Genomic DNA, 22947 nt, shown 5'->3' with positions numbered 1-22947 from the left:
TTGTGCGCCAGGGGCGTTGCCGCGCACGCAACCTTCACGTCGCGCGCCGGGCCCTCCCCCGGAAGGGCGCCCGGACACGCCGGAGCGCCCGCACGGCTGGTGCCGTACGGGCGCTGCGGGGTGACGAACCGACCGGTCGGGCCGCCGGACCGCGGACAGCCCCCGGGATCAGATCAGGCCGAGCTCGCGGACCGCGTCGCGCTCCTCGACGAGCTCCTTGACCGACGCGTCGATGCGCGCGCGGGAGAACTCGTTGATGTCCAGGCCCTGGACGATCTCGTACGCGCCGTTCTTCGTGGTGACGGGGAACGACGAGATGATGCCCTCGGGGACGCCGTAGGAGCCGTCCGACGGGATGCCCATCGAGGTCCAGTTGCCCTCGGCGGTGCCGTTGACCCAGGTGTACACGTGGTCGATGGCGGCGTTGGCGGCCGAGGCGGCGGAGGAGGCGCCACGGGCGTCGATGATCGCGGCGCCGCGCTTGGCGACGGTCGGGATGAAGGTGTCGGCCAGCCACGCCTCGTCGTTGACGACCTCGGCGGCGTTCTTGCCGGCGATCTCCGCGTGGAAGATGTCCGGGTACTGGGTGGCCGAGTGGTTGCCCCAGATCGTCAGCTTCTTGATGTCGGAGACGGCGGCACCGGTCTTGGCGGCCAGCTGCGAGATCGCGCGGTTGTGGTCGAGGCGGGTCATCGCGGTGAAGCGCTCGGCCGGGACGTCCGGGGCGGCGGCCTGCGCGATGAGCGCGTTGGTGTTGGCCGGGTTGCCGACGACGAGGACCTTGATGTCGTCCGCGGCGTTGTCGTTGATGGCCTTGCCCTGGGGCTTGAAGATGCCACCGTTGGCGGAGAGCAGGTCGCCGCGCTCCATGCCCGCGGTACGCGGACGGGCGCCGACGAGCAGCGCGACGTTGGCGCCGTTGAACGCGGCGTTGGCGTCGTCCGTGATCTCGATGCCGCGCAGCAGCGGGAAGGCGCAGTCGTCGAGCTCCATCGCGGTGCCCTCGGCTGCCTTGAGACCCTGCGGGATCTCCAGGAGACGCAGGTTGACCGGCACGTCCGGGCCGAGCAGGTGGCCGGAGGCGATGCGGAAGAGCAGCGCGTAGCCGATCTGGCCGGCCGCGCCGGTCACGGTGACATTCACGGGAGTGCGGGTCATGGCGATCTCCGTTAGACAGCTGGCGGTGGGGGCTCATGGCCCCTGGAGCTGGACATCTCCTGAATCTTGATGTGAAGAGATATCCGTCGGTCAGGCTATCCGACCCTGGCCGTGCCGACGGCCCGCCCCCCTGTGTCACGGCCCACAGACTCCCCGTACCGGTGGCCGTCGGGAGGCGGCGGGACCCGGGGGCGGGGGCTTGCGTGCGGACTCTTCGGACCGACGCCCGACTCCGGGAGCGGATTCCCGTACACCCCCCGAGAGCGGGGACGACACGGTGTTCGGGGCCGGTCGTACAGCAGTCGGTGAATCTTCACGCGAAGCCGAAGCGGGCGCCGTTGTCCGCACAGGACAGGCGGACCAGCGACCGGTATCCGGTGAGCGCGACGGTCACCCCGTGGTGGCAGGGCAGTCGCAGAGCGGTCACACGGTGCCGGAATGGTCACTTCCGTGCCACAGGCGCAGGCCCTTCCTTGCCCCGCCTGATCGTGTCCATGACTCTTGGAGCGGGCCGCGGACGGCGCTCGCGCAGCCGTCCGCCGGGGCCGCACCGCCCCGCCGCGCCCGCCCCGGGTGTCCGTCCCTGTCGGGGGAAGGGACGGACACCCCACGGGCGCCCGCACGGCCCGTCACACCGGTCGTCCCACGGGCGCAAGCGGCCCGTCACGCCGGTCGGCTCACGGGCCGTCAGCGGATCGTGAAGTGGACCGCGTCCTCCAGCACCGGGATGTCCAGCCACGGCTTCGGCTGCGCCATCAGCGCGAGCAGCACGATCAGCGTGCCCATCACCCCGTACGTGACCAGGTCGGTGAACCGGGACCGTACGGCCAGCATGCCCACCGACGGGACCACCCAGCGCAGTACGGCCCCGATCAGCAGGGCCACGCCGATCAGCAGGGACCCGATCCGGAACGCCTCGGCGAACGGGTCGGTGGCCACGAGCAGCAGCCCCAGGGCCGCCGTCACGAGCACCGTGAGCAGCGGCCACTGGCGGGCCGGGGCGGGGGCGTCGCCCGACGCCGCCCGCCCGCCGCCTTCGGGGCGGGCGGTGTCGCGGGTCAGCGTGAACCGCCAGGACCGCTGGGGCGCCTCCGCGGAGACGTCCTGCGGTTCCGCGGAGGTGTCCTGCGGTTCCGCGGAGGTGTCCTGCGGTTCCGCGGAGGTGTCCTGCGGTTCCGCGGACGTGTCCTGCGGTTCCGCGGAGGTGTCCTGCGGTTCCGCGCCCCCGGTGGACTCCGCGGAGGACACGGAAGCGGGCCCGGCGGACTCGGCAGCGGCCTCCGTCGAAGGCTCGGCAGCGGCCTCCGTCGAAGGCTCGGCAGAGGACCCCTCGGAGGGTCCCGGCGCGGGTTTCCCGGTGGGACCTCCGGCCGGTTCACCGCCTCCCGCGTCGCTGCGGGCGGGGTCGGCCGGGCTGGTAGCAGCAGCCATCGGTTTCCTTCCGGGCGCTGGTCGGTTGCGTCGGGGTCAGCCGGCTGCCTGGGCGTCCGCCTCGGCGGCGTCGCGCTCGGCGGCCTCGACGACGTTGACCAGCAGCTGCGCGCGGGTCATCGGGCCGACACCGCCCGGGTTCGGGGAGATCCAGTCCGCGACCTCGGCGACGCCCGGGTGGACGTCTCCGACGATCTTGCCGTTCTCGTCGCGGCTCACGCCGACGTCGAGCACGGCGGCGCCCGGCTTCACGTCCTCGGGCTTGATGATGTGGGCCACCCCGGCGGCGGCGACGATGATGTCGGCCTCCTTGAGGTGGGCGGAGAGGTTCCGGGTGCCGGTGTGGCACTGGGTGACCGTGGCGTTCTCGGACTTGCGGGTCAGCAGCAGCGGGATCGGGCGGCCGATCGTGACACCGCGCCCGACGACCACGACGTGCTTCCCGCTGATCTCCACGCCGTGGTGGCGGAGCAGCTGGACGACGCCCTGCGGGGTGCAGGGCAGCGGGCCGGTCTCGTTGAGGACGAGGCGGCCGAGGTTCATGGGGTGCAGCCCGTCGGCGTCCTTGGCCGGGTCCATCAGCTCCAGCACGCGGTTGGTGTCGATGCCCTTGGGGAGCGGGAGCTGCACGATGTACCCGGTGCACTCCGGGTTGGCGTTGAGCTCGCGTACGACGTCCTCGATCTCCTCCTGGGTGGCGGTGTCGGGGAGTTCGCGCTGGATCGAGCCGATGCCGACCTGGGCGCAGTCGCGGTGCTTGCCGTTGACGTACCACCGGCTGCCCGGGTCGTCCCCGACGAGCAGGGTGCCGAGGCCGGGCGTGATGCCCCGCTCCTTGAGAGCCGCCACGCGGACGGTCAGTTCGGACTTGATCGCGGCTGCGGTGGCCTTGCCATCGAGAATCTGGGCAGTCATGCCCCCATCCTCGCGGATGAACCCTCCCGCATACCAATTCGGGTCCGGCGGCGACCCGTACGCGTTGCACTTGCACAACAGCCGGCGCCCCGCTCTGGACAAACCGATGATCTGCTTATAACGATGAGCGTGCAGTGCCGCGGTGGGTATGGGGGGCGGACCGCTGATGCACTGCCTCCTTTCTTCCTCGCGGCAACGTCCCTCGCGCACAGGTTGAAGGAAACACCCCATGAGCTTCGGCGAACCGACCAACCCCTACGGCCAGCAGCCGGGCCAGAACCCGGGTCAGCCCGGTCAGCCCGGCTACGGCTACCCGCAGCAGCCCCCGCAGGGCGTCCCGCCGCAGGGCGGCCCGCAGGGGTACGGCTACCCGCAGCAGCCCGGCCAGCCCTACGGCGTTCCCCCGCAGCAGCCGTACGGCTACGCGCCGGTCCCCGGCTACGGCCCCGGCAGCGGTCGCCCCGAACTGGCCAACTGGGGCTGGCGGTTCCTCGCCACCCTCGTCGACGGCCTGGTCCTCCTGGTCCCGTACATCGTCGTCATCGTCGGTGCCGGGCTGTCGAGCGGTGACTCGTCCGCCCTCGGCGGCATCCTGAGCATCGTCGGATTCCTCGGCATCATCGGCGTGATCATCTGGATGCTGGTCCAGGAAGGCTCCACGGGCGCGACCATCGGCAAGCGGGCCGTGGGCATCAAGGTCCTGCGCGAGGCGGACGGGCGCCCGCTCGGCTTCGGCATGGCCTTCGTGCGGCGCGTCGCCCACACGCTCGACTCGTTCGCCTGCTACCTCGGGTGGCTGTGGCCGCTCTGGGACTCGAAGAAGCAGACGTTCGCGGACAAGGTCTGCTCGACGGTCGTCGTCAAGGCGAAGTAGTCCCCGCCCCAGGCCGTGTCGGACCGCACTTCCCGGAGGCCGTGCCCGCACAAGCGGGGCACGGCCTCCGCGCGTTCCCCCCGGAGAGCGTCCCCGTCCCGGGGGCTCAGCCGGTCGCGGGGGCCGGGCCCGGGGAGGTCCGTTCCACCACGACGATGCTCCCGGTGCGCAGCTTGAGCCGGTACGTCGCCTCCGGGTGCAGCTGTTCCGCGTACGCCGCCGGGTCCTGGATCGAACGGGCCCAGCCGGCGCCCTGGTCGAAGGCGACGATGTCGGGAGCGATGCCGGGGGCGCCGCCGATCCAGTAGACGGTCCGGTCCGCGGTGAGGTGTGCCATCAGGGTGATGTCGGTCTCGACGCGGACGCCCGCCGGGATCGCCGCCATCGCCTCGCGCGCCGCGTACGTCCCGGCGTCGGCGCGGTAGGTCTCCGGGCGCAGCAGTTCGCGCAGCGGCAGGTGCTGGGTCATCGCGAAGGCGATGCCCACGGTCACCGGGACGACGGCGCCCGCGAAGGAGGCGAGCCAGGGCCTCGGTGACGTACGGCTGCGGCGGATGCCGTCCGCCATGGCGAGGAAGACGATCGGCATGAGGACGGCGCTGTAGTGCCAGACCATGCCCCAGTGGTTCTCGTCCCGGGAGAGCAGCCGCCAGCCGAGCGTGGGCAGCACGAGCAGCACGAGCGGTGAACGGAGCGCCATGAACGCGGTGATGCCGAAGAGGAAGACCAGCATCTCGATCTTCACCGGGGAGTTGAACGCGCCGAGCACCACGTCGAGCGTGGAGACGTGCTGCTGGCCGTCGGTGTCCATCTTCTTCCAGTAGTCGTACGAACCCGCGCTGCTGGCCGCCGGTATGAGGACGAAGACGGTGAGCACGAAGGCGCAGACGCCGGTGACGGCGAGCAGCGCGCCCTGGAACCGCTGTCCGAGGACGAAGAGGACGAGCCCGACGGCGGCCACGGTGATCCCGAGGTCCTCCTTGACGAGGACCAGCGGCAGCGCCCAGAGGACGGCGGCCGTCCAGCGTTCGGTGAGCAGCGCCCGGCAGACGAGGGCGATCAGCGGGACGGCGAGGGCGATCTCGTGGAAGTCGGACTTCACCGCTTCCTGGAGCCCCCAGGAGAGCCCGTACGCGACCGTGACCCAGGGGCCGAGGCGCCCGCCGAGGACCTGCTGGACGGTACGTCCCACGATGACGGCGGAGAGCGCGAAGAGGGCGGCCTGCGCCAGCAGCAGGGCGACGGCCGACGGCCAGATCCAGTAGACCGGGACGAGCAGCGCCACCGCCGGGGAGAAGTGGTCGCCCAGGATCAGGTAGCCGGGGCCCTTGATGTCGACGATCGGCGCGTGGAACCCGGCGTACGCCCGTACCTCCTGCTCGAAGATGCCGAGGTCCCAGGAGGGCGAGTCGAAACGGGCGTACTGGAGGTAGGAGTAGAGGAAGTACAGGGCGCAGAGGACCGCGCCGACGATCAGGTACGGGCGCAGCGGGACCCGGCCGTCCGGCGCCCCGGGAGCGGGGGCGTCGAGGGCGGGCTCGACGGACGTCGGCTCGTCGGACCTGGAGTCGGCTGGCGTGGAGTCGTCGGGCGTCGGCTCCTCGGGCGTGGGCTTCTCGGGCGTGGGCTCCTCGGGCTGCGGACGGCCGTCGCCGTGCGGACCGGGGTCCGCGTCGCGCGACTGCTGCGCCGGGACGGACCAACTGCTTCCGGTACGACCCCGCTCGTCGCCGCCCGGACCGAGCGCGGCTTTCCCCATCCGCAATGCATTCACCCACCGGTTCGCTACGAGTCGTGCGCGCGCACGCCGGGATCGCGCGGCCCGGCGCACCCTTCGGACAAGCGATCCATTAGAACAGAGAGCCGGGGCCCCGGGGAGACCTCGGTTCCGTCCCGTTCACCGGCGGTCGCGGGCGGGTGCGCGTGCGGCCCGCCGGGAAGTCCCGACGGGCCGCACGGCCGTCACCTCCGGGCGGCGGAGCGCCCGGCCCTCGCGATCAGTGGAAGAAGTGGCGCGTACCGGTGAAGTACATGGTCACGCCGGCCTTCTTCGCGGCCTCGACCACCAGCTCGTCACGGACGGAACCGCCGGGCTGGGCCACGGCCTTGATCCCGGCGGCGGTCAGGATCTCCAGACCGTCGGGGAAGGGGAAGAAGGCGTCGGAGGCGGCGTACGAGCCCTGGGCGCGCTCGGCGCCCGCGCGCTCGACGGCGAGCTTGGCGGAGTCGACGCGGTTGACCTGGCCCATGCCGACGCCGACCGAGGCGCCGTCCTTGGCGAGCAGGATCGCGTTGGACTTGACCGCGCGGCTCGCCTTCCAGGCGAAGGCGAGGTCCTTCAGCTCGTCGGCGGAGAGCGCCTCACCGGTGGCGAGGGTCCAGTTGGCCGGGTCGTCGCCGTCGGCCTGGAGCCGGTCGGTGACCTGGAGCAGCGCGCCGCCGTCGATCGGCTTGACCTCGACCGGGGCGGTCGGGGCGCCCTCGCAGCGCAGCACGCGGATGTTCTTCTTGCGGGCGAGGACCTCGACCGCGCCGTCCTCGTACGCCGGGGCGACGATGACCTCGGTGAAGATCTCGGCGACCTGCTCGGCCATCGCGACGGTCACCGGGCGGTTGACGGCGATGACGCCGCCGAACGCGGAGAGCGGGTCGCAGGCGTGCGCCTTGCGGTGCGCCTCGGCCACGTCGTCGGCGATGGCGATGCCGCACGGGTTGGCGTGCTTGATGATCGCGACGCACGGCTCGGCGTGGTCGTACGCGGCCCGGCGCGCGGCGTCGGTGTCCGTGTAGTTGTTGTAGGACATCTCCTTGCCGTGCAGCTGCTCCGCCTCGGCGAGGCCGCCGTTGCCGGAGGTGTAGAGGGCCGCGGGCTGGTGCGGGTTCTCGCCGTAGCGCAGGACGTCGGAGCGCTCGTACGTGGCGCCGAAGAAGTCGGGGAAGCCGGAGTCGTCCGCGGCGGCGTAGTCGGCGGCGAACCAGGAGGCCACGGCCACGTCGTAGGCGGCGGTGTGCTGGAAGGCCTCGGCGGCGAGCCGCTTGCGGGCGGTCAGGTCGAAGCCGCCGGCCTTCACCGCGGCGAGGACGTCGGCGTACCGCTCGGGGCTGGTGACGACGGCCACGGACGGGTGGTTCTTGGCCGCGGCGCGGACCATCGACGGGCCGCCGATGTCGATCTGCTCGACGCACTCGTCGTCGGAGGCGCCGGAGGCGACGGTCTCCTTGAACGGGTACAGGTTGACGACCACCAGGTCGAAGGGCTCCACGCCCAGCTCGGCGAGCTGCTCGCGGTGGGCGTCCAGGCGGAGGTCGGCGAGGATGCCGGCGTGCACGCGCGGGTGGAGGGTCTTCACGCGGCCGTCGAGGCACTCGGGGAAGCCGGTGAGCTCCTCCACCTTGGTGACCGGGACTCCGGCGGCGGCGATCTTTCCGGCGGTGGAACCGGTCGAGACGAGCTCGACGCCCGCCTCGTGCAGACCGCGGGCGAGGTCTTCCAGCCCCGTCTTGTCGTAGACACTGACCAGGGCGCGGCGGATGGGCTTATTCACCGACATGACCGAGATGAACCTTTCGTCCCTCAATGCGATGACCGTCACGGGCGATCCGCCCCACGGCCTCGACGAGCAGCTTGCGCTCGACTTCCTTGATGCGTTCGTGGAGAGCTGCTTCGCCCTCCGGGGTGTCCTCTTCGGTCACCTCGACCACGCCCTGCGCGATGATCGGACCGGTGTCGACACCGTCGTCGACGAAGTGGACGGTGCACCCCGTGACCTTCACGCCGTACGCGAGTGCGTCACGCACTCCGTGGGCGCCGGGGAAGCTGGGGAGCAGGGCGGGGTGGGTGTTGACGAACCGGCCGCCGAACGCGGCCAGGAACTCCTTGCCCACGATCTTCATGAAACCGGCCGAGACGACGAGATCCGGCCGGTGCGCGGCGGTGGCGGCGGCCAGCGCGGCGTCCCACTCCTCACGGGTGGCGTGGTCCTTCACCTTGCACACGAACGTGGGGATACCGGCACGCTCGGCACGCTCCAGACCGACGATGCCCTCGCGGTCGGCGCCGACCGCGACGACGCGGGCGCCGTACCCCTCGGGATCGGCGTCGATGGCGTCGAGCAGGGCCTGGAGGTTCGTACCGGAGCCGGAGACCAGTACGACCAGACGGGCAGGACCGGCGGGACGGGCCGGAGCGGCGGAGGTGGGCGAGGCCACGGACGGGCCCTTTCTCGCGTGGTGACGCGCCTGCGACGTGCGGGCGGATCTCTTGGTGCTGGACGGACTCTTTGTGCGGTCCTACGAACGAAGATCGCCCTCGGGTACGGGGGACCCTACGAACGGACCGGTCGTCGGCAACGATACCGGCACACCCTGCGGCCCCCACGGGACGGGGGCGTGGCCGGGAGGTAGCGTCAGGGGACGCGAACCGTCCGACGGGCGGAAACGACGAGATGGGGAAGACGTTCACCACATGCCGGACCGACGCCGCCGCACCGACTCCCGCCCTTTCCAGCCATCGCACCTTTCGCGCCATTCGCGCCTCTCACCGCTGACCGAGGGCGCCCCGGCGGCGTCGTCGGTCGCACCGTCGGCGCTCCTGCTGCGGGAGCGCCGGCCCGGCTCCACCGGTTCCGCCGACGGCTCGGGCACGCCGGGCACGTCAGGCGCCTCGGGAGCCCCGGGTGCGCCGGGCGGTCCCGGTGAGTCCGGCGGGCAGGGCGCGCCCGGCACCCCGGCCGGCACCCCGGTCGGCTCCCCGGCCGACGACAACCCGTTCGCCGCACCCCCCGAGGGGCGTCCCGACCAGCCCTGGCGCCCCCGCCACCCCTCGGCCCCCAACGGCCAGGGCGACGGCACCGGCCAGGGCGGCGGCGGTCACGGCCAGGGCGGCGGGAACGGCCCCGGCCCCTCGGACGGGCGCCCGGTCTGGGGCAGCCAGTGGAGCGACCGGCAGCCGGGCCGGGAGAACGGCGAGTTCGGCCGCCGCCCCGGCGCGGGCGGCGGACCGGAGCAGCCCGGGGGAGGCCGGGGCGGCATGCGGTGGGACCCCACCGACCCCGCCCAGCGCCGCGCCCGCTACGCGGTGCTCAGCGGCATGTGGGCCTTCTTCTTCGTGCTCTTCGGCTTCCCGGAGATCGCCCTGCTGCTCGGCGCGCTCGGCACCTACTGGGCGATCAGCTCGCTGCGCGCGGAGCCGAAGCCACCGGTCCCGGCCGACGGTACGGCGCCTTCCGGCCGTGCCGGAGCGGCCTCCGCCGCCGGAGCCCACGCACCGGGTGGCGCCCCCGCCGGGCAGCCCGCGCCCGGTTCCGTTCCGCCGGGTGGACAGCCCGGGCGGCCCGTACCGGGGATCGGCGGCAAGCCGCAGACCACGGCGGCGGTCAGCGGACTGGTGACCGCGCTGCTGGCGCTGGTGATGGTGGCGGGGACGTTCACGGTCGAGCTGGTCTACCGGGACTACTACACCTGCGTGGACGACGCGCTGACCCGTTCCAGTGCGCTGGCCTGCAACGACCTCCTGCCGGACCCCCTCGAACCAATCTTCGGCGTCAAGAACTGACCGCCACCCCCTGGCTGTCGCCCCCTCAGCTCCACCCACGGACCGTCACCCACTGAGCTCCACCCACGGACCGTCACCCACTGAGCTCCACCCACCGACCGTCACCGTCCGACGGTCGTCGACCGGCCGTCGCCGGTCCGCGTCACCGAACGGCCCGGCTCCCGCCCTGGGAGCCGGGCCGTTCGCACGCGGCGCGACCCGGGCACGCATCACGAGGGCGAAATCCGGCCACACCCGGCCGCACCAGGCCGAGCCGAGTCGGGGTGCGCGTACCTCCGTACCTCCGCAACCCCCACACCCCCACCGCTCCGATACCCCCTCGGACACGTATTCCGAAACGCCTTTGCACGCCCGAAAAACTTTCGAAATGTTTCGAATTCCTGGCCTTTCCCCGACTGCTTATCAGTTCTCGGATCCGGGGAATCCCTCAACGTCATCCATGCCCTCCCGCACGACACTTGCACTGAGCTGGGAAAATACCCTCACCCCTCCCCCTCGGCTCAAAAAAGTTTTTCGCGATGCGTGCCGAAACCATTGACACCCCTGAACGCCGAATCAACACTGACGTCGCTGACAGACCTCAAAGGCCGTCGATTTGAGGCACCCGCACGACCCGCCCCACCGGCTCCGGCCGCTTCAGGAACGCACCACCCCGCCGCGTCGGCCGCTACTCCGACACGACCCCTCTCCTGACGCGTCCATGACATGTCCGGCCGGGGAGGTCTTCCGCCACCTGGCCTCCGGCCAGTCCGCACAAGGAGGAAGCATGTTCACGAAGGAAGGCACCACTCGTTCGAGGAGCCGCGGTCTCGGCCGCTTCCGGCTCCTCGGGCGGGCCTTGGCCCTGGCCGCGGCAGCGACCGCGCTGATCCTGCCGGGCACGGCCAACGCCGACACCACGATCACCACGAACCAGACCGGCACCAACAACGGCTATTACTACTCGTACTGGTCCGACGGTGGCGGATCGGTCTCCATGAACCTCGGCTCCGGCGGGAATTACAGCACCAACTGGAGCAACGTCGGCAACTTCGTCGCCGGCAAGGGATGGAGCACCGGCGGGCGCCGGAGCGTGAACTACACCGGCACCTTCAACCCGTCGGGCAATGCCTATCTGGCGCTTTACGGGTGGACCACCAACCCGCTCGTCGAGTACTACGTCGTCGACAACTGGGGCACCTACCGTCCTACCGGCACCTTCAAGGGCACGGTGACCAGCGACGGCGGCACGTACGACATCTACGAGACGACCCGGACCAACGCCCCGTCCATCGAGGGGACCAAGACCTTCAAGCAGTACTGGAGCGTCCGTCAGTCCAAGAAGACCGGCGGCACCATCACCACGGGCAACCACTTCGACGCCTGGTCGAGCAAGGGCATGAGCCTGGGTTCGTTCAACTACATGGTGCTCGCCACCGAGGGCTACCAGAGCAGCGGTAACTCCAACATCACGCTCGACGGCTCCGGCGGCAGCACCGGCGGCGGCAGCACGGGCGGCGGCGGTACCAGCGGCGGCTGCACCGCGACGCTCTCCGCCGGGGAGAAGTGGAGCGACCGCTACAACCTCAACGTCTCGGTCAGCGGTTCCAGCAACTGGACCGTGACGATGAACGTGCCCTCGCCCGAGAAGGTCCTCTCCACCTGGAACATCGGCGCCACCTACCCGAGCGCCCAGCAACTCGTCGCCAAACCGAACGGCAGCGGCAACAACTGGGGCGTGACGATCCAGGCCAACGGCGCCTGGACCTGGCCGACGGTCACCTGCACGGCGAGCTGACCCGCACGGACGGCAAAACCCGTACGGAGAGCGGTTCCCCTGCGGACGGCGGTCCCCTTGCGGACATCGCTCCCCGTACGAACAGCACCACCGCACACCGGGAGTACCCGGCGGGCGCGACGGCGCGGCAGCCTCAGGTTGCCGCGCCGTCCGTCGTCGGCGGGGGGCCCTGGCCCTCCGTCGGCCGGGGGCCCACCTCCGGCCTCGGCGCTTCCGCCTCGGGACGGCTCGCGGGCTCCGACCTGGGCAGGAAGTCGTACTGCTCGGCACCCGGTTCGACGGGAGAGACCGGCAGGACCGGCAGGACCGGCAGGACCGGCGTACCGGCGGATGCGGGACCCATGGGCGCGGGACCTGCGGGGGCGTCCACAGGCCGTTCCGGATCCGCGGTCTCCGTCCCCTCCGCGGCGGTCCGCGCCGCCGAACGCGCGAAGAGCGGCGGCGCAGGTGGCACCCGGGCCTGGTCCGCCCCCGCGTCCGGCGTCCCGGACTTCCGCCGGGGAAGGCGCGGGATCCACCGGGCGCGCGCGTCTCGCCCACCCTCTTCCCCGGACGGCTGCGCGTCCGGAGTTCCAGTGGATTCTTCGGCGCCCGCGTCCGGGGACGCCGCCCCGGTCCGCCAGGAGCCGAGGCCGCGCGCGGACCACGACGGCCGCTGCGGCACGGCCGCCGCCTCGGGCACCGCCCTCGCCGCTCCCACCCGGACGGCCCCCGCGGCCCCTGCCACCTGCGCCTCTTCGGCCGTCTCCCACCGCCAGCCCCAGGCCCGTTCCCGCAGGCGCCAGGTCCGCATCAGCAGCGCGAGCGGGACACCGAGTACGACGGTCCAGATCACCGTGGCGGCGCCGGTCAGCCACCAGACGGGACCGAACTCGGCCAGCGCCCTAGTGCCCATCGGCCCACCGGAGAGAGCGGCGAGGGCTGCCGTGCCCGCGCCGCAGCCGAGCGCGGCGAGCGCCGTGACCAGCGCGGTCTCCCCCGGACTCCAGGCGTCCTCGGGGGTCCCACAGGACGGCGCCGCTCTCCGTACGGTGAACCAGGCGACGGCGACGGCCGCCATCAGCGGGACCACGCCGGCCGCTCCGTTCACCGCGGTTCCGGGGCCCCGGTCCGGCAGGGCGGCCAGCAGGGGGAACCCGGGCAGTGCGGGGTCCCCGTAGAAGCCGAGGGGGGCGACCGTGGCCGCCGTACCGAGCGAGAAGCCGGGCCCGAGTCCGTACGAAGCCGCCCACACCGCCGCGTTCGGCACCAGCGCCAGCGCGAGCAGCAGGACGGCGACCTGCCCGGACACCTCGCCGGAGAGCGCCAGGAACGATTCCTCCGTCGCGGCCCTGTTCCGTACGAGCCCGATCGCGACGAGCAGCGCGCCGCCGCCGAGCAGCACCGCGATTCCCGCGACCGCCGACCGGGTCGCCGCCTCGGCCCGGTCGCGGAAGAGGGTACGGGCCACCGCCTCCTGGACCCGCAGCGGCGCCCAGGACGGGGTGGCGCCGACCGGCCGGCCGGACGCCGTCCACACCCCGGCCGCCGCAGCTCCCGCCACCACGGCCACCAGGGGGAACGCCAGCGTGGCCGAATCCCCGGTGTCCACGCGGAGCGGAGCCGACCGCACGAAGGCCACCGCTCCCGCGACCACCAGCAGATAGCCGGTCACCACCGCGCAGCAGACGGCGGCGGCCGACGGCGGCCGGTCCTCCGTCGCCTCCACCGGGCCCACCGGGTCCGCCGCGTCCAGCGCGTCGCGGGCGGCCCGGTGGAGCAACCAGACGGGCAGCACCGTCAGCAGCAGGGGGACGGTCGCCACCGGCGCCGGGATGCCGCTGAGGGTGTCGGTCCTGACGAGCTCGGCGCCGTGCGAGAGCAGCCACAGGGCCGCCGCCGTGCGGACCGCGCGGCCGGGTCCGGCGTCGGAGTACGGCGAGCTGATCCACAGTCCCATCAGCAGGACGGTGAGCGTGCCGAGACCGAGTCCGGCCGCGATCGCTCCGCGCAGGAGTGCGGAGGCCAGGGCGGCTGCCCTGCCGCGTCCGGAGGACAACATCGGGCTGCGATCGGTCACTTGGGTCACGCCCGCCATGCTGCCAACGACACGCGCTGAATCCGTGTAACGGGCGAACGGGCGCCGTGTCGCCCAATATACGTTTATGTACTTTTTCACCCGGTGTAGTGCTACGGGGGGCCATCCGTGACGGAGAGTACGACCGGCGCCGCCGACGTCCCGCTGCCCGCCCCCAAGGAGCGGCGGCGGCTGCGTGAGGCGAAGTCACTGAGCGAGGAGCAGGTGGCCTCCGCGGTCGGCGTCACCCCGGCCACCGTCCGGTCCTGGGAGTCGGGGCGTACGGCCCCGCAAGGACGCAAACGCCTGGCGTACGCCCAGCTCATCGGGTGCGCCGACCAGCGGCCCGCCCGCCGGGGCTCTTCGGGCCGTTCACGGGGCCGCCGCCCGAAACCGGCCACCGCGGAGGCGACTGCCGTCGAGGCCGCCGCTGCCGCAGCCCCCGCCGCCGAAGCCCCCGGGAGCACCCCCATGTCCCCGACCGAGCCCGACCCCACCCGGGCCCAGGCCCCGGCCTCAGCCCCGGCCCCGGCCCCGGCCTCGACCCCGGACGAGACGGCACCGGGCGGGGCCGCCCCGGCGCCCGCTCCGGCTCCCGCTCCGGACGACGCCGTTCCGCCCGAATCCGAGGCGTCCGACCCGTCCGACCCACCCGACGCACCGTCGGGGCCCACTCCGGAGGGGGCGTTCGACGCGCTCTACCAGCGGACCGCCCCCGGACTGGTCGGCCAGGCCTACGTGCTGACGGGGCGCCGGAACCTCTCCCAGGAGTCCGTGGAGCGCGCGTTCCACACGGCGTGGGAGCGATGGCCGGAAGTGGCCGTGGACCGGGACCCGGCGGGATGGGTGCGGGCCGCCGCCCACGAGTACGCGCTGTCGCCCTGGCACCGGGTGCGCCGTGCCCACCGCCACCCGGACGCGCCCCCCGCCGATCCGGAGCGGCGGGCGCTGCTGGAGGCCTTCCTCGCGCTGCCGCCGTCCTCCCGCCGCACGGTGCTGCTGTACGACGGGGTCGGGCTCGACCTGCCGGAGACGGCCGCCGAGACGGAGGCGAGCACGCCGGCCGCCGCCGGGCGGCTGGTGAACGCGCGGGCCACCCTCGCCGAGCGGCTGCCCGACCTGGCCGAGGCCCCGTCGTCCACCGAGCTCTCCGACCGGCTGCGCGAGCGACTCCACTCCTTGGCCGCCCTCGAACCGCCCCCCGCCCTGCCCGCGCCGAAGGCCGTACGCGCCGGGAGCGAGCGCAAGGCCCAGCTCTGGACCAGGGCGGCCATCGCGTTCGCCGCCCTGCTCATCGGCGCGACCGCCTTCACCCTGCACACCGCGCCGACGCGGTACGAGGAACCCCTCTCGCCCGCCCAGCGCGTCGGAGGCGTACCCCCGCGCGGCGGCCCGCAGCGCCTGACCGAGCAGGACCTGGAACTCCAGCGGTCACTGCGCCAGCAGCTCACCCACGGCCCGGAGCGCCTGGTGCCGCTGATCCACTGACGCCCCGGGCGTACGCGTCTTGGGTCGTACCCTTCTCCGGTCGTGCGCGTCTCCGGTTGTGCGCGCTCCGACGGCCGTACGAAAACGGCGTGGGCCCGTACTCCTGGTGCCAGGGGTACGGGCCCACGCCGCTGTGACGCGTTCACGCGGGGTGCGACGGCGGGGCGCCGTCGCGGTGCCCGTGATCAGGCGCCGAGGATCTCGCGCGCCAGCTTGGCGGTCTCGGTCGGCGTCTTGCCGACCTTCACGCCGGCGGCCTCGAGGGCCTCCTTCTTCGCGGCGGCGGTGCCGGAGGAGCCGGAGACGATGGCGCCCGCGTGGCCCATGGTCTTGCCCTCGGGCGCGGTGAAGCCCGCGACGTAGCCGACGACCGGCTTCGTGACGTTCTTCGCGATGAAGTCGGCGGCACGCTCCTCGGCGTCGCCACCGATCTCACCGATCATGACGATGAGGTCGGTCTCGGGGTCCGCCTCGAACGCCGCGAGGGCGTCGATGTGCGTCGTGCCGATGACCGGGTCGCCACCGATGCCGACGGCGGAGGAGAAGCCGATGTCACGGAGCTCGTACATCATCTGGTAGGTCAGCGTGCCGGACTTGGACACGAGACCGATGCGACCGGGCTTGGTGATGTCGCCCGGGATGATGCCGGCGTTGGACTGGCCGGGGGTGATCAGACCCGGGCAGTTCGGGCCGATGATCCGGGTCTTGTTGCCCTTCGAGCCCGCGTAGGCCCAGAAGGCGGCGGAGTCGTGGACGGCGATGCCCTCGGTGATGACGACGGCGAGGGGGATCTCGGCGTCGATCGCCTCGACGACGGCGGCCTTCGCGAAGGCCGGCGGCACGAAGAGGACGGACACGTCGGCGCCCGTCTTCTCCATCGCCTCGGCGACGGAGCCGAAGACCGGGACCTCGGTGCCGTCGAAGTCGACGGTCGTGCCGGCCTTGCGCGGGTTCACGCCACCGACGATGTTGGTGCCGTCGGCCAGCATGAGCTTGGTGTGCTTCATGCCCGTGGCGCCGGTCATCCCCTGGACGATGACCTTGCTGTCCTTGGTGAGGAAGATAGCCATGGTGTTGGAGTCCCTCGTCCCTTACTTCGCAGCCGCGGCGAGCTCGGCGGCCTTGTCGGCCGCGCCGTCCATGGTGTCCACGCGCTGGACCAGCGGGTGGTTGGCGTCGGAAAGGATCTTGCGACCCAGCTCCGCGTTGTTGCCGTCGAGACGCACGACGAGCGGCTTCTCGACCTTCTCGCCCTTGCTCTCCAGCAGCGCGAGGGCCTGGACGATGCCGTTGGCGACCTCGTCGCAGGCGGTGATGCCACCGAAGACGTTGACGAACACGGACTTGACGTCGGTGTCGCCGAGGATGATCTCCAGGCCGTTCGCCATGACCTCGGCGGAGGCGCCGCCACCGATGTCGAGGAAGTTGGCGGGCTTCACGTTGCCGTGCTTCTCACCGGCGTACGCGACGACGTCCAGGGTCGACATGACCAGACCGGCACCGTTACCGATGATGCCGACCTCACCGTCGAGCTTGACGTAGTTGAGGTTCTTGGCCTTCGCGGCGGCTTCGAGGGGGTTGGCCGCGGCCTTGTCCTCGAGGGCCTCGTGCTCGGGCTGGCGGAAGTCGGCGTTCTCGTCGAGCGAGACCTTGCCGTCCAGCGCCAGGATGCGGCCGTCCTTGGTCTTGACCAGCGGGTTGACCTCGACGAGGAGCGCGTCCTCGGCGACGAAGGTCTTCCACAGGGTCACCAGGGCCTCGGCGACACCCTCGGCCACGTCGGCCGGGAACTTCGCCTGGGCCACGATCTCGCGGGCCTTGGCGATGTCGACACCGTCGACGGCGTTGACCGGGACCTTCGCAAGGGCCTCGGGGGTCTTCTCCGCGACCTCCTCGATGTCCATGCCGCCCTGCACCGAGGCCATGGCCAGGAAGGTGCGGTTGGTGCGGTCGAGGAGGTAGGAGACGTAGTACTCCGCCTCGATCTCCGGAGACAGCTCGGCGATCATCACCTTGTGGACCGTGTGGCCCTTGATGTCCATGCCGAGGATGTCGGTCGCCCGGGCGACTGCCTCGTCCGGGTCGGCGGCGAGCTTGACGCCGCCGGCCTTGCCGCGGCCTCCGACCTTGACCTGCGCCTTGACGACGGACTTGCCGCCCAGCCGCTCGGTCGCCTCGCGGGCTGCCTCAGGCGTGTCGATGACTTCACCGGCCAGCACCGGTACACCGTGCTTGGCGAAGAGGTCCCTCGCCTGGTACTCGAACAGGTCCACGCGCGTCCGTCCCTTTTAGTGGTCTCGCGGTTGGTTTGATGCGTGGGCGTGCCGCGAGGGGCAAACGTGACTGCGCTGTCACCAAGGAATGCGTACACGGTGTCCAGTACGCGGCATGTCCACCCGGCAGGTTATCCCCGCGCTCCGCCCGACCATAAATCGGAGATCCCGCACGGGCGGTGATTACGGTCACAGATGCCCCTGGTGACCGGGGTGCGGGGGACAAATCGGCACGCCGGGGGCCCGGCGAGGGCGCTGGTCAGCGGGGTTGCGGCGGAACGGGCGGGGCGCCGGGCGGACGGGACGGCCGGCGAGCGGACCCCGGGCAACCGTCGGAGCGGTGAGAGATGAACCACCCGGAGACCGCACGGGGAACCGCACCGGAACCACCCGGAGACCGCGGGGGGAACCGCACCGGAACCGCCCGGGGACCTCACAGGGACCGCCCGGCCCGGCCGGGGCTCGTCACCGGGGCGGGCGGTGGACGTCCCTACCGCTCCGGGACCGGCAGGGGACGCTTCTCCAGGGCCGCCGCCATCACCTCCGGGAAATGGTCCGGGGTGCAGGCGAAGGCGGGGACCCCGAGGGCGGCCAGCGCCGCCGCACGGTCGCGGTCGTAGGCGGGCGCTCCCTCGTCCGAGAGCGCGAGCAGGGCCACGAACTCCACTCCCGACCGCTTCATCGCCGCGACCCGCTGGACCATCCCGTCGCGCAGCCCGCCTTCGTAGAGGTCGCTGATCAGGACGACGACGGTGTCGGCGGGGCGGGTGAGGCGCGCCTGGCAGTAGGCAAGGGCCCGGTTGATGTCCGTACCGCCGCCGAGCCGGGTGCCGAAGAGCACGTCGACGGGGTCGTCCAGCTGGTCGGTGAGGTCCACGACGGCGGTGTCGAACACGATCAGCCGGGTGTCCAGCGAACGCATCGAGGCGAGGACCGCCCCGAAGACGGCCGCGTGGACGACGGAGGCGGCCATCGAACCGGACTGGTCGACGCAGAGGACGACCTCCTTGCGCACGGCCCGGCCCGCCCGGCCGTAGCCGATGAGCCGCTCCGGGACGACGGTCCCCGCGCCGGCCGGGCCGCCGGAGCCGCCAGTGCCGCCTTCGCCGCCGGAGCCGGCCGCGCCGTCCGCACCGTCCACGCCGTCCACGCCGTCCACGCCGGGGAGCGGAACCCAGTGCTTGAGGTTGGCGCGGATGGTGCGGTTCCAGTCGATGTCGCCGTGGCGCGGGCTGCGGGTGCGCGCCGACCGGTCGAGGGCGCCGGTGAGGGTCGCCCGGGTGTGGCCGGCCAGTCTCCTCTCCAGGTCGGCGACGACCTTGCGCACCACGGCGCGGGCGGTCTCCCGGGTGGTCTCCGGCATCGCGCCGCCGAGCTGGAGGAGGGTGGAGACGAGGTGGACGTCGGCCTCGACCGCGTCGAGCATCTCGGGTTCCAGCAGCAGGGCGGCGAGGCCGAGCCGCTCGATGGCGTCCCGCTGCATGACCTGCACGACCGGGGCCGGGAAGTACGTACGGATGTCGCCGAGCCAGCGGGCGGCGGCGGGAGCGGACGCGCCGAGTCCGGCCCCGCGTTCACCGGGCGTCCGGGTGCCCGGGTTCCTCCCGCCGCCGTAGAGCGCGGTGAGCGTGCGGTCCATCGCCGCGTCCCGGCCCTCGGGGGCATGGCCGGTGGACTCCGCGCTGTCGGAACCCAGCACCAGCCGCCACCGCCTGACCCGCTCGTCGCCCCAGGCCCGTGCGGGCCGGGGTTGCCGGGGCCTCGGGGCCCGGCCCGGCGCGGGAACGTGTTCCGTCACGGTCGATCAACTCCTGTACGCGGAAGGACCGGTCGGGCCCGGTCGGAGGCGCGCTCCACGTACTCCGGGAGCGCCGGGTGCGTTGGGTGCGCCGAGTGCGCCGGGTGCGTTGGGTGGTCGAAGTGCTCCGGGTGGTCGAAGTGCTCCGCTACGCGTTCGGGGCCCAGGACCAGGCGGAGCAGCGGGAGTACGGCGTCGGCGCGGGGCCCGTCCAGCTCCGGGCCGAAGCCGGGCGGCGCCGCCCCGGTGCCGGGTCCCCGGGCCCGGCCGGCTCCGGCCGGGCCCCGGCGGGCCAGCTCCCCCAGGGTGCGCCGGACTCCCGGTTCGTAGGCGGAGAAGGTACGGCGGAGCAGCGGCAGCACGTCCGTGAAAGCGTCGTCGGGTACGCCGGTCAGCCAGCCGTCCACGAGGGCGAACAGGCGCTCGTCGTGCACGAGGAGCATCCCGCCGCCGGAGGCTCCCCCGAGGAAGCCGTCGATCCACGCGGCGGCGTGCGCGGGCGGCGTACCGGGCGAGAGGGCGAGGCTCATGAGCCTCGCCGCCTCGCCGTCCCCGAGCCGGCCCTCGTCCAGCAGCAGCCGGGTGGCGCGGCCCCGCACGACCCCGGCGACCGTGTCCCGGGCCGACAGCTTGCCGAGCACCGCCGCCCAGCGGTCCCGCAGCCCGTGCGCGGGTTCGTCCGGGGGCGCCAGCAGGGCGATCGCGCCGTGCACCTCGTCCACCGCGCGGCGCATCGCCTCCGCGCCGTCGGCGTCCAGGGCCGTGCAGGCGGCGGGCAGCCCGACGCAGATGCGTGCCGCCAGTCCCGCGGCGACCTCGCCGAGGGCGGCGGTGTCCGTGGCGCGTACGTCTCCGTACCGCAGCGAGCGGGCCAACGCGGGCAGGGCCTCGGCGAGATGGGAGACGTCCGCGTCGAGCGCGGCGCGGTCCGCCAGGGCCCGCATCACCACGGGCAGCGCGCCGGGCAGACCGGCGAGGAGGCAGTGTTCGGCGAGGGCGGTGACCTCGCCGAGCGTGGCCGCCGCAAGAGCCTCGGACTCGGCCTTGGCGGTGGCGGCGGTGAGCACGGTGGTGCCCCAGGTCCCCGCCTCCGCGATCCGTACCGAGAGCTCGGGCTCCCAGCGCAGCCGCCAGGTCTCCCGGAACGTGCCGGTGCTCCCCCGGCCCGCCACCGGCTCGCCCCAGTCCACGGCGAGCAACCGCAACCGGTGCAGCAGCAGGCTCCTCGCGGCGTCGTTCTCCCGGCGGAGGTCGAGCTCCACCTCCCGGTCGGCCGGTTCCGGCTTCAGGCGCAGGGTGCGCTGCTGCCGGGTCAGGTCCCGCTGCAGCGGCACGGCCGGTGCGCCGTCGGGGACTTCGCCGAGCGCGGTGCCGACGACGAGTCCGTCGTGGACGAGCCCGAGGGGCACGTCGGACCCGTCGCACAGGACGGCCCGGACCGCGTCGGTGGCCTCGGCGAGCCCGGCGAGCGGGCGCCCGCGCAGGGCGGCGAGCGTCCCGGCGAGGCGTACCGCCTCGATGACGTGGGCCGGGGAGACGAACCGGTCCTCGTCGCGGAGCAGCCCCGCGACCTTCGTCATCCAGCGCTCGACGGGCCGGTCCGGGGCGTGGAAGAGGTGGGCGTACCAGCCGGGTGCCTCGATACCGGCGCCGTATCCGCTGCGCCGGGCCAGCCGCCGGTGCGTCCAGGGCACCCAGGTCATGCCGGTCTTCACCTTGGGCAGTCCCCTCACCAGCGCGCGGTCGGCGGTGAGGGTCGTCCGGGCGGCGAGGGCGGGCACGTGCCAGGCGCCGCAGACGACCGCGACCTCGTCGCCGAACTCCTTCCGCGCCGCCCGGAGTCGGATGCGCATGAACGCCTCGCGCACGGCGTCGCGGGGGTGGCCGCCGTCGCCGTACGTCTCGCGCAGGGCCGCCATCGCCTCGGCCAGCGCGGTGAACGGGGCGACGGGGTCGGCGCCGGGTGCCGAGGACCGGTGTTCGACCACGTCCTCCCACCACCGCTCGGGGTCGTCGTATCCAGCGGCTTCGGCCAGCAACGCGACCGGGTCGGGCGGGGCGGGCGGGGTCTCCCACTCCCCTTCGCCCTGGGCCGCCGCCGCGAGCGCCAGTGAGTGGGCGGCGGGCAGGTCGACGAAGTGGACGGCCGCACCGTGCGCGAGTGCCCAGCGGATCGCGACCCACTCCGGCGAGAACTCCGCCATCGGCCAGAACGACGCCAGACCCGGATCGTCCTCGGCGTGGGCGAGCAGCGCCACCGGGGGCCGCATCCCGGGGTCGGCGGCGAGGGCGAGCAACGCGTCGGCCTCCGGCGGCCCTTCGACCAGCACGGCCCGCGGTCGCACCGCGTCCAGCGCGGCCAGCACCGCCCGCGCCGACCCCGGACCGTGGTGCCGCACGCCCAGCAGCAGGGGTCCTGCGGGCTCCGGGGTGGCGGGCGTCGGGATCATGACGCGACCTCGCGGCAGGCGCGGTAGAAGTCCTTCCAGCCGTCCCGCTCGCGGACGACCGTCTCCAGATACTCCTGCCACACGGCCCGGTCGCCCGCCGGGTCCCGGACGACCGCGCCGAGGATTCCGGCGGCGACGTCGTCCGGGCGCAGGGTGCCGTCGCCGAAGTGGGCCGCGAGCGCGAGGCCGTGGGTGACGACGGAGATCGCCTCGGCGGTGGAGAGCGTGCCCGAGGGGGACTTGACCCGGGTGCGGCCGTCCGCGGTGACGCCGTCGCGGAGTTCCCGGAAGACGGTGACGACGCGCCGGATCTCGGCCATCCCCTCGGGGGCGGCCGGCAGGTCCAGGGCGCGGCCGAGCTGGCCGACGCGGCGCGAGACGATGTCCACCTCGTCCTCGGGCGTCGCCGGGAGCGGCAGCACGACGGTGTTGAAGCGGCGGCGGAGCGCACTGGACAGCTCGTTGACGCCCCGGTCGCGGTCGTTGGCGGTGGCGATGAGGTTGAACCCCTGGACCGCCTGGACCTCCTGGCCCAGCTCGGGGACGGGCAGCGTCTTCTCCGAGAGGACCGTGATCAGCGAGTCCTGCACGTCGGCCGGGATGCGGGTCAGCTCCTCCACCCGGGCGGTCAGCCCCTCCGCCATGGCACGCATCACCGGGCCGGGCACCAGGGCCTCCCGGCTCGGGCCCTGGGTGAGCAACCGCGCGTAGTTCCAGCCGTACCGGAGCGCTTCCTCGGGCGTGCCCGCGGTGCCCTGGACGAGAAGCGTCGAGTCACCGCTGACGGCCGCCGCCAGGTGTTCGGAGACCCAGGTCTTGGCGGTCCCGGGCACCCCGAGGAGGAGCAGGGCGCGGTCGGTGGCGAGCGTGGACACGGCGACCTCGACGAGCCTGCGCGGGCCCACGTACTTGGGGGTGATCACCGTGCCGTCCGGGAGGGTGCCGCCGAGCAGATAGGTGGCGACGGCCCACGGCGAGAGGCGCCAACGGACGGGCCTGGGACGGTCGTCGGCGGCGGCCAGCGCCTTGAGCTCGTCGGCGAAGGCGTCCTCGGCGTGCGGGCGCAGCGCCCGCACCCCCCCACCCGGCCGCACCGTGTCCGGCAGCGCGCCCTCCCGCAGCGCCCCGTCCGGCGGCGCGCCCGCGGACCCCCCCCCCCCCGGCCCCACCGCC

General features: G+C 73.2%; 16 protein-coding genes. 4 read left to right on the top strand and 12 right to left on the bottom strand.

The window, feature by feature from the left end; all coding sequences use genetic code 11:
- Positions 1 to 168: 168 nt before the first annotated feature.
- From ACFWEE_RS03815 to ACFWEE_RS03805, 3 genes are all read right to left on the bottom strand, one after another.
- Positions 169 to 1158 carry a malate dehydrogenase gene (locus tag ACFWEE_RS03815; RefSeq protein ID WP_386886069.1) on the bottom strand — a complete coding sequence of 330 codons (990 nt, stop codon included), beginning with the start codon at positions 1156 to 1158 and terminating at the stop codon, positions 169 to 171.
- 687 nt (positions 1159 to 1845) lie between these two features.
- Positions 1846 to 2589, bottom strand: a complete 744-nt coding sequence (locus ACFWEE_RS03810; protein WP_386886067.1) for a DUF3017 domain-containing protein — start codon at positions 2587 to 2589, stop codon at positions 1846 to 1848.
- A gap of 36 nt (positions 2590 to 2625) precedes the next feature.
- Positions 2626 to 3504, bottom strand: a complete 879-nt coding sequence (locus ACFWEE_RS03805; RefSeq protein WP_386886065.1) for a bifunctional methylenetetrahydrofolate dehydrogenase/methenyltetrahydrofolate cyclohydrolase — start codon at positions 3502 to 3504, stop codon at positions 2626 to 2628.
- A 229-nt stretch (positions 3505 to 3733) separates the two neighbouring features.
- Here ACFWEE_RS03805 and ACFWEE_RS03800 point away from each other — a divergent pair, with 229 nt between their 5' ends.
- Positions 3734 to 4378 carry an RDD family protein gene (locus ACFWEE_RS03800; protein WP_386886063.1) on the top strand — a complete coding sequence of 215 codons (645 nt, stop codon included), beginning with the start codon at positions 3734 to 3736 and terminating at the stop codon, positions 4376 to 4378.
- A gap of 106 nt (positions 4379 to 4484) precedes the next feature.
- Here the strand turns inward: ACFWEE_RS03800 and ACFWEE_RS03795 are convergent, their stop codons facing one another.
- The 3 genes from ACFWEE_RS03795 to purN all read right to left on the bottom strand — a co-directional run bounded on the left by ACFWEE_RS03795 (position 4485) and on the right by purN (position 8587).
- The gene (locus ACFWEE_RS03795; RefSeq protein ID WP_386886062.1) at positions 4485 to 6137 is read right to left on the bottom strand and encodes a DUF2079 domain-containing protein; all 1653 of its coding nucleotides are present in this window, start codon (positions 6135 to 6137) and stop codon (positions 4485 to 4487) included.
- Positions 6138 to 6375: 238 nt separating this feature from the next.
- Positions 6376 to 7929, bottom strand: coding sequence for a bifunctional phosphoribosylaminoimidazolecarboxamide formyltransferase/IMP cyclohydrolase (gene purH / locus ACFWEE_RS03790; protein WP_386886061.1), 1554 nt, complete (start codon positions 7927 to 7929; stop codon positions 6376 to 6378).
- Positions 7916 to 8587 (bottom strand): phosphoribosylglycinamide formyltransferase, encoded by a 672-nt coding sequence (gene purN, locus ACFWEE_RS03785; RefSeq protein ID WP_386886059.1) that lies wholly within the window; start codon positions 8585 to 8587, stop codon positions 7916 to 7918. Before purN ends, purH begins: the two co-directional genes overlap by 14 nt.
- A 256-nt stretch (positions 8588 to 8843) precedes the next feature.
- Between purN and ACFWEE_RS03780 the strand changes: the two genes are divergently transcribed.
- Both ACFWEE_RS03780 and ACFWEE_RS03775 read left to right on the top strand, forming a co-directional pair.
- Positions 8844 to 9932, top strand: a complete 1089-nt coding sequence (locus ACFWEE_RS03780; RefSeq protein WP_386886057.1) for a hypothetical protein — start codon at positions 8844 to 8846, stop codon at positions 9930 to 9932.
- Between the two features lie 766 nt (positions 9933 to 10698).
- A complete protein-coding gene (locus tag ACFWEE_RS03775) occupies positions 10699 to 11709 on the top strand; it encodes a glycoside hydrolase family 11 protein (RefSeq protein WP_386886056.1) in 1011 nt (336 codons plus the stop codon).
- 133 nt (positions 11710 to 11842) lie between these two features.
- Here the strand turns inward: ACFWEE_RS03775 and ACFWEE_RS03770 are convergent, their stop codons facing one another.
- A complete protein-coding gene (locus ACFWEE_RS03770) occupies positions 11843 to 13786 on the bottom strand; it encodes a DUF6350 family protein (protein ID WP_386886054.1) in 1944 nt (647 codons plus the stop codon).
- 108 nt (positions 13787 to 13894) lie between these two features.
- Between ACFWEE_RS03770 and ACFWEE_RS03765 the strand changes: the two genes are divergently transcribed.
- A complete protein-coding gene (locus tag ACFWEE_RS03765) occupies positions 13895 to 15253 on the top strand; it encodes a helix-turn-helix domain-containing protein (RefSeq protein WP_386886052.1) in 1359 nt (452 codons plus the stop codon).
- Positions 15254 to 15438: 185 nt separating this feature from the next.
- Here the strand turns inward: ACFWEE_RS03765 and sucD are convergent, their stop codons facing one another.
- The 5 genes from sucD to ACFWEE_RS03740 all read right to left on the bottom strand — a co-directional run bounded on the left by sucD (position 15439) and on the right by ACFWEE_RS03740 (position 22895).
- Positions 15439 to 16323 (bottom strand): succinate--CoA ligase subunit alpha, encoded by an 885-nt coding sequence (sucD, locus tag ACFWEE_RS03760; protein WP_266708217.1) that lies wholly within the window; start codon positions 16321 to 16323, stop codon positions 15439 to 15441.
- Between the two features lie 21 nt (positions 16324 to 16344).
- Positions 16345 to 17526 (bottom strand): ADP-forming succinate--CoA ligase subunit beta, encoded by a 1182-nt coding sequence (gene sucC / locus ACFWEE_RS03755; protein ID WP_386886051.1) that lies wholly within the window; start codon positions 17524 to 17526, stop codon positions 16345 to 16347.
- Positions 17527 to 18016: 490 nt separating this feature from the next.
- A complete protein-coding gene (locus ACFWEE_RS03750) occupies positions 18017 to 19228 on the bottom strand; it encodes a VWA domain-containing protein (protein ID WP_386886160.1) in 1212 nt (403 codons plus the stop codon).
- 92 nt (positions 19229 to 19320) lie between these two features.
- The gene (locus ACFWEE_RS03745) at positions 19321 to 21774 is read right to left on the bottom strand and encodes a DUF5682 family protein (RefSeq protein WP_386886049.1); all 2454 of its coding nucleotides are present in this window, start codon (positions 21772 to 21774) and stop codon (positions 19321 to 19323) included.
- A complete protein-coding gene (locus ACFWEE_RS03740; protein ID WP_386886159.1) occupies positions 21771 to 22895 on the bottom strand; it encodes an AAA family ATPase in 1125 nt (374 codons plus the stop codon). The genes ACFWEE_RS03745 and ACFWEE_RS03740 overlap by 4 nt, the downstream gene beginning before the upstream one ends.
- Between the last annotated feature and the right edge of the window lie 52 nt (positions 22896 to 22947).

Origin of the sequence: Streptomyces sp. NPDC060184, from assembly GCF_042728795.1 — a bacterium.
Classification (GTDB): Bacteria; Actinomycetota; Actinomycetes; order Streptomycetales; family Streptomycetaceae; genus Streptomyces.
The sequence above is the reverse complement of the archived record's forward strand: the minus strand, read 5'-3'. Positions and strand labels throughout refer to the sequence as shown.

Coding starts and splice junctions, on each gene's coding strand:
- ACFWEE_RS03810 (WP_386886067.1), bottom strand. CDS start 2,589: ATGGCTGCTGCTACCAGCCCGGCCGACCCCGCCCGCAGCGACGCGGGA.
- ACFWEE_RS03770 (WP_386886054.1), bottom strand. CDS start 13,786: ATGGCGGGCGTGACCCAAGTGACCGATCGCAGCCCGATGTTGTCCTCC.
- ACFWEE_RS03775 (WP_386886056.1), top strand. CDS start 10,699: ATGTTCACGAAGGAAGGCACCACTCGTTCGAGGAGCCGCGGTCTCGGC.
- purH (WP_386886061.1), bottom strand. CDS start 7,929: ATGTCGGTGAATAAGCCCATCCGCCGCGCCCTGGTCAGTGTCTACGAC.
- ACFWEE_RS03745 (WP_386886049.1), bottom strand. CDS start 21,774: ATGATCCCGACGCCCGCCACCCCGGAGCCCGCAGGACCCCTGCTGCTG.
- ACFWEE_RS03815 (WP_386886069.1), bottom strand. CDS start 1,158: ATGACCCGCACTCCCGTGAATGTCACCGTGACCGGCGCGGCCGGCCAG.
- ACFWEE_RS03780 (WP_386886057.1), top strand. CDS start 8,844: ATGCCGGACCGACGCCGCCGCACCGACTCCCGCCCTTTCCAGCCATCG.
- ACFWEE_RS03800 (WP_386886063.1), top strand. CDS start 3,734: ATGAGCTTCGGCGAACCGACCAACCCCTACGGCCAGCAGCCGGGCCAG.
- ACFWEE_RS03795 (WP_386886062.1), bottom strand. CDS start 6,137: ATGGGGAAAGCCGCGCTCGGTCCGGGCGGCGACGAGCGGGGTCGTACC.
- sucD (WP_266708217.1), bottom strand. CDS start 16,323: ATGGCTATCTTCCTCACCAAGGACAGCAAGGTCATCGTCCAGGGGATG.
- ACFWEE_RS03805 (WP_386886065.1), bottom strand. CDS start 3,504: ATGACTGCCCAGATTCTCGATGGCAAGGCCACCGCAGCCGCGATCAAG.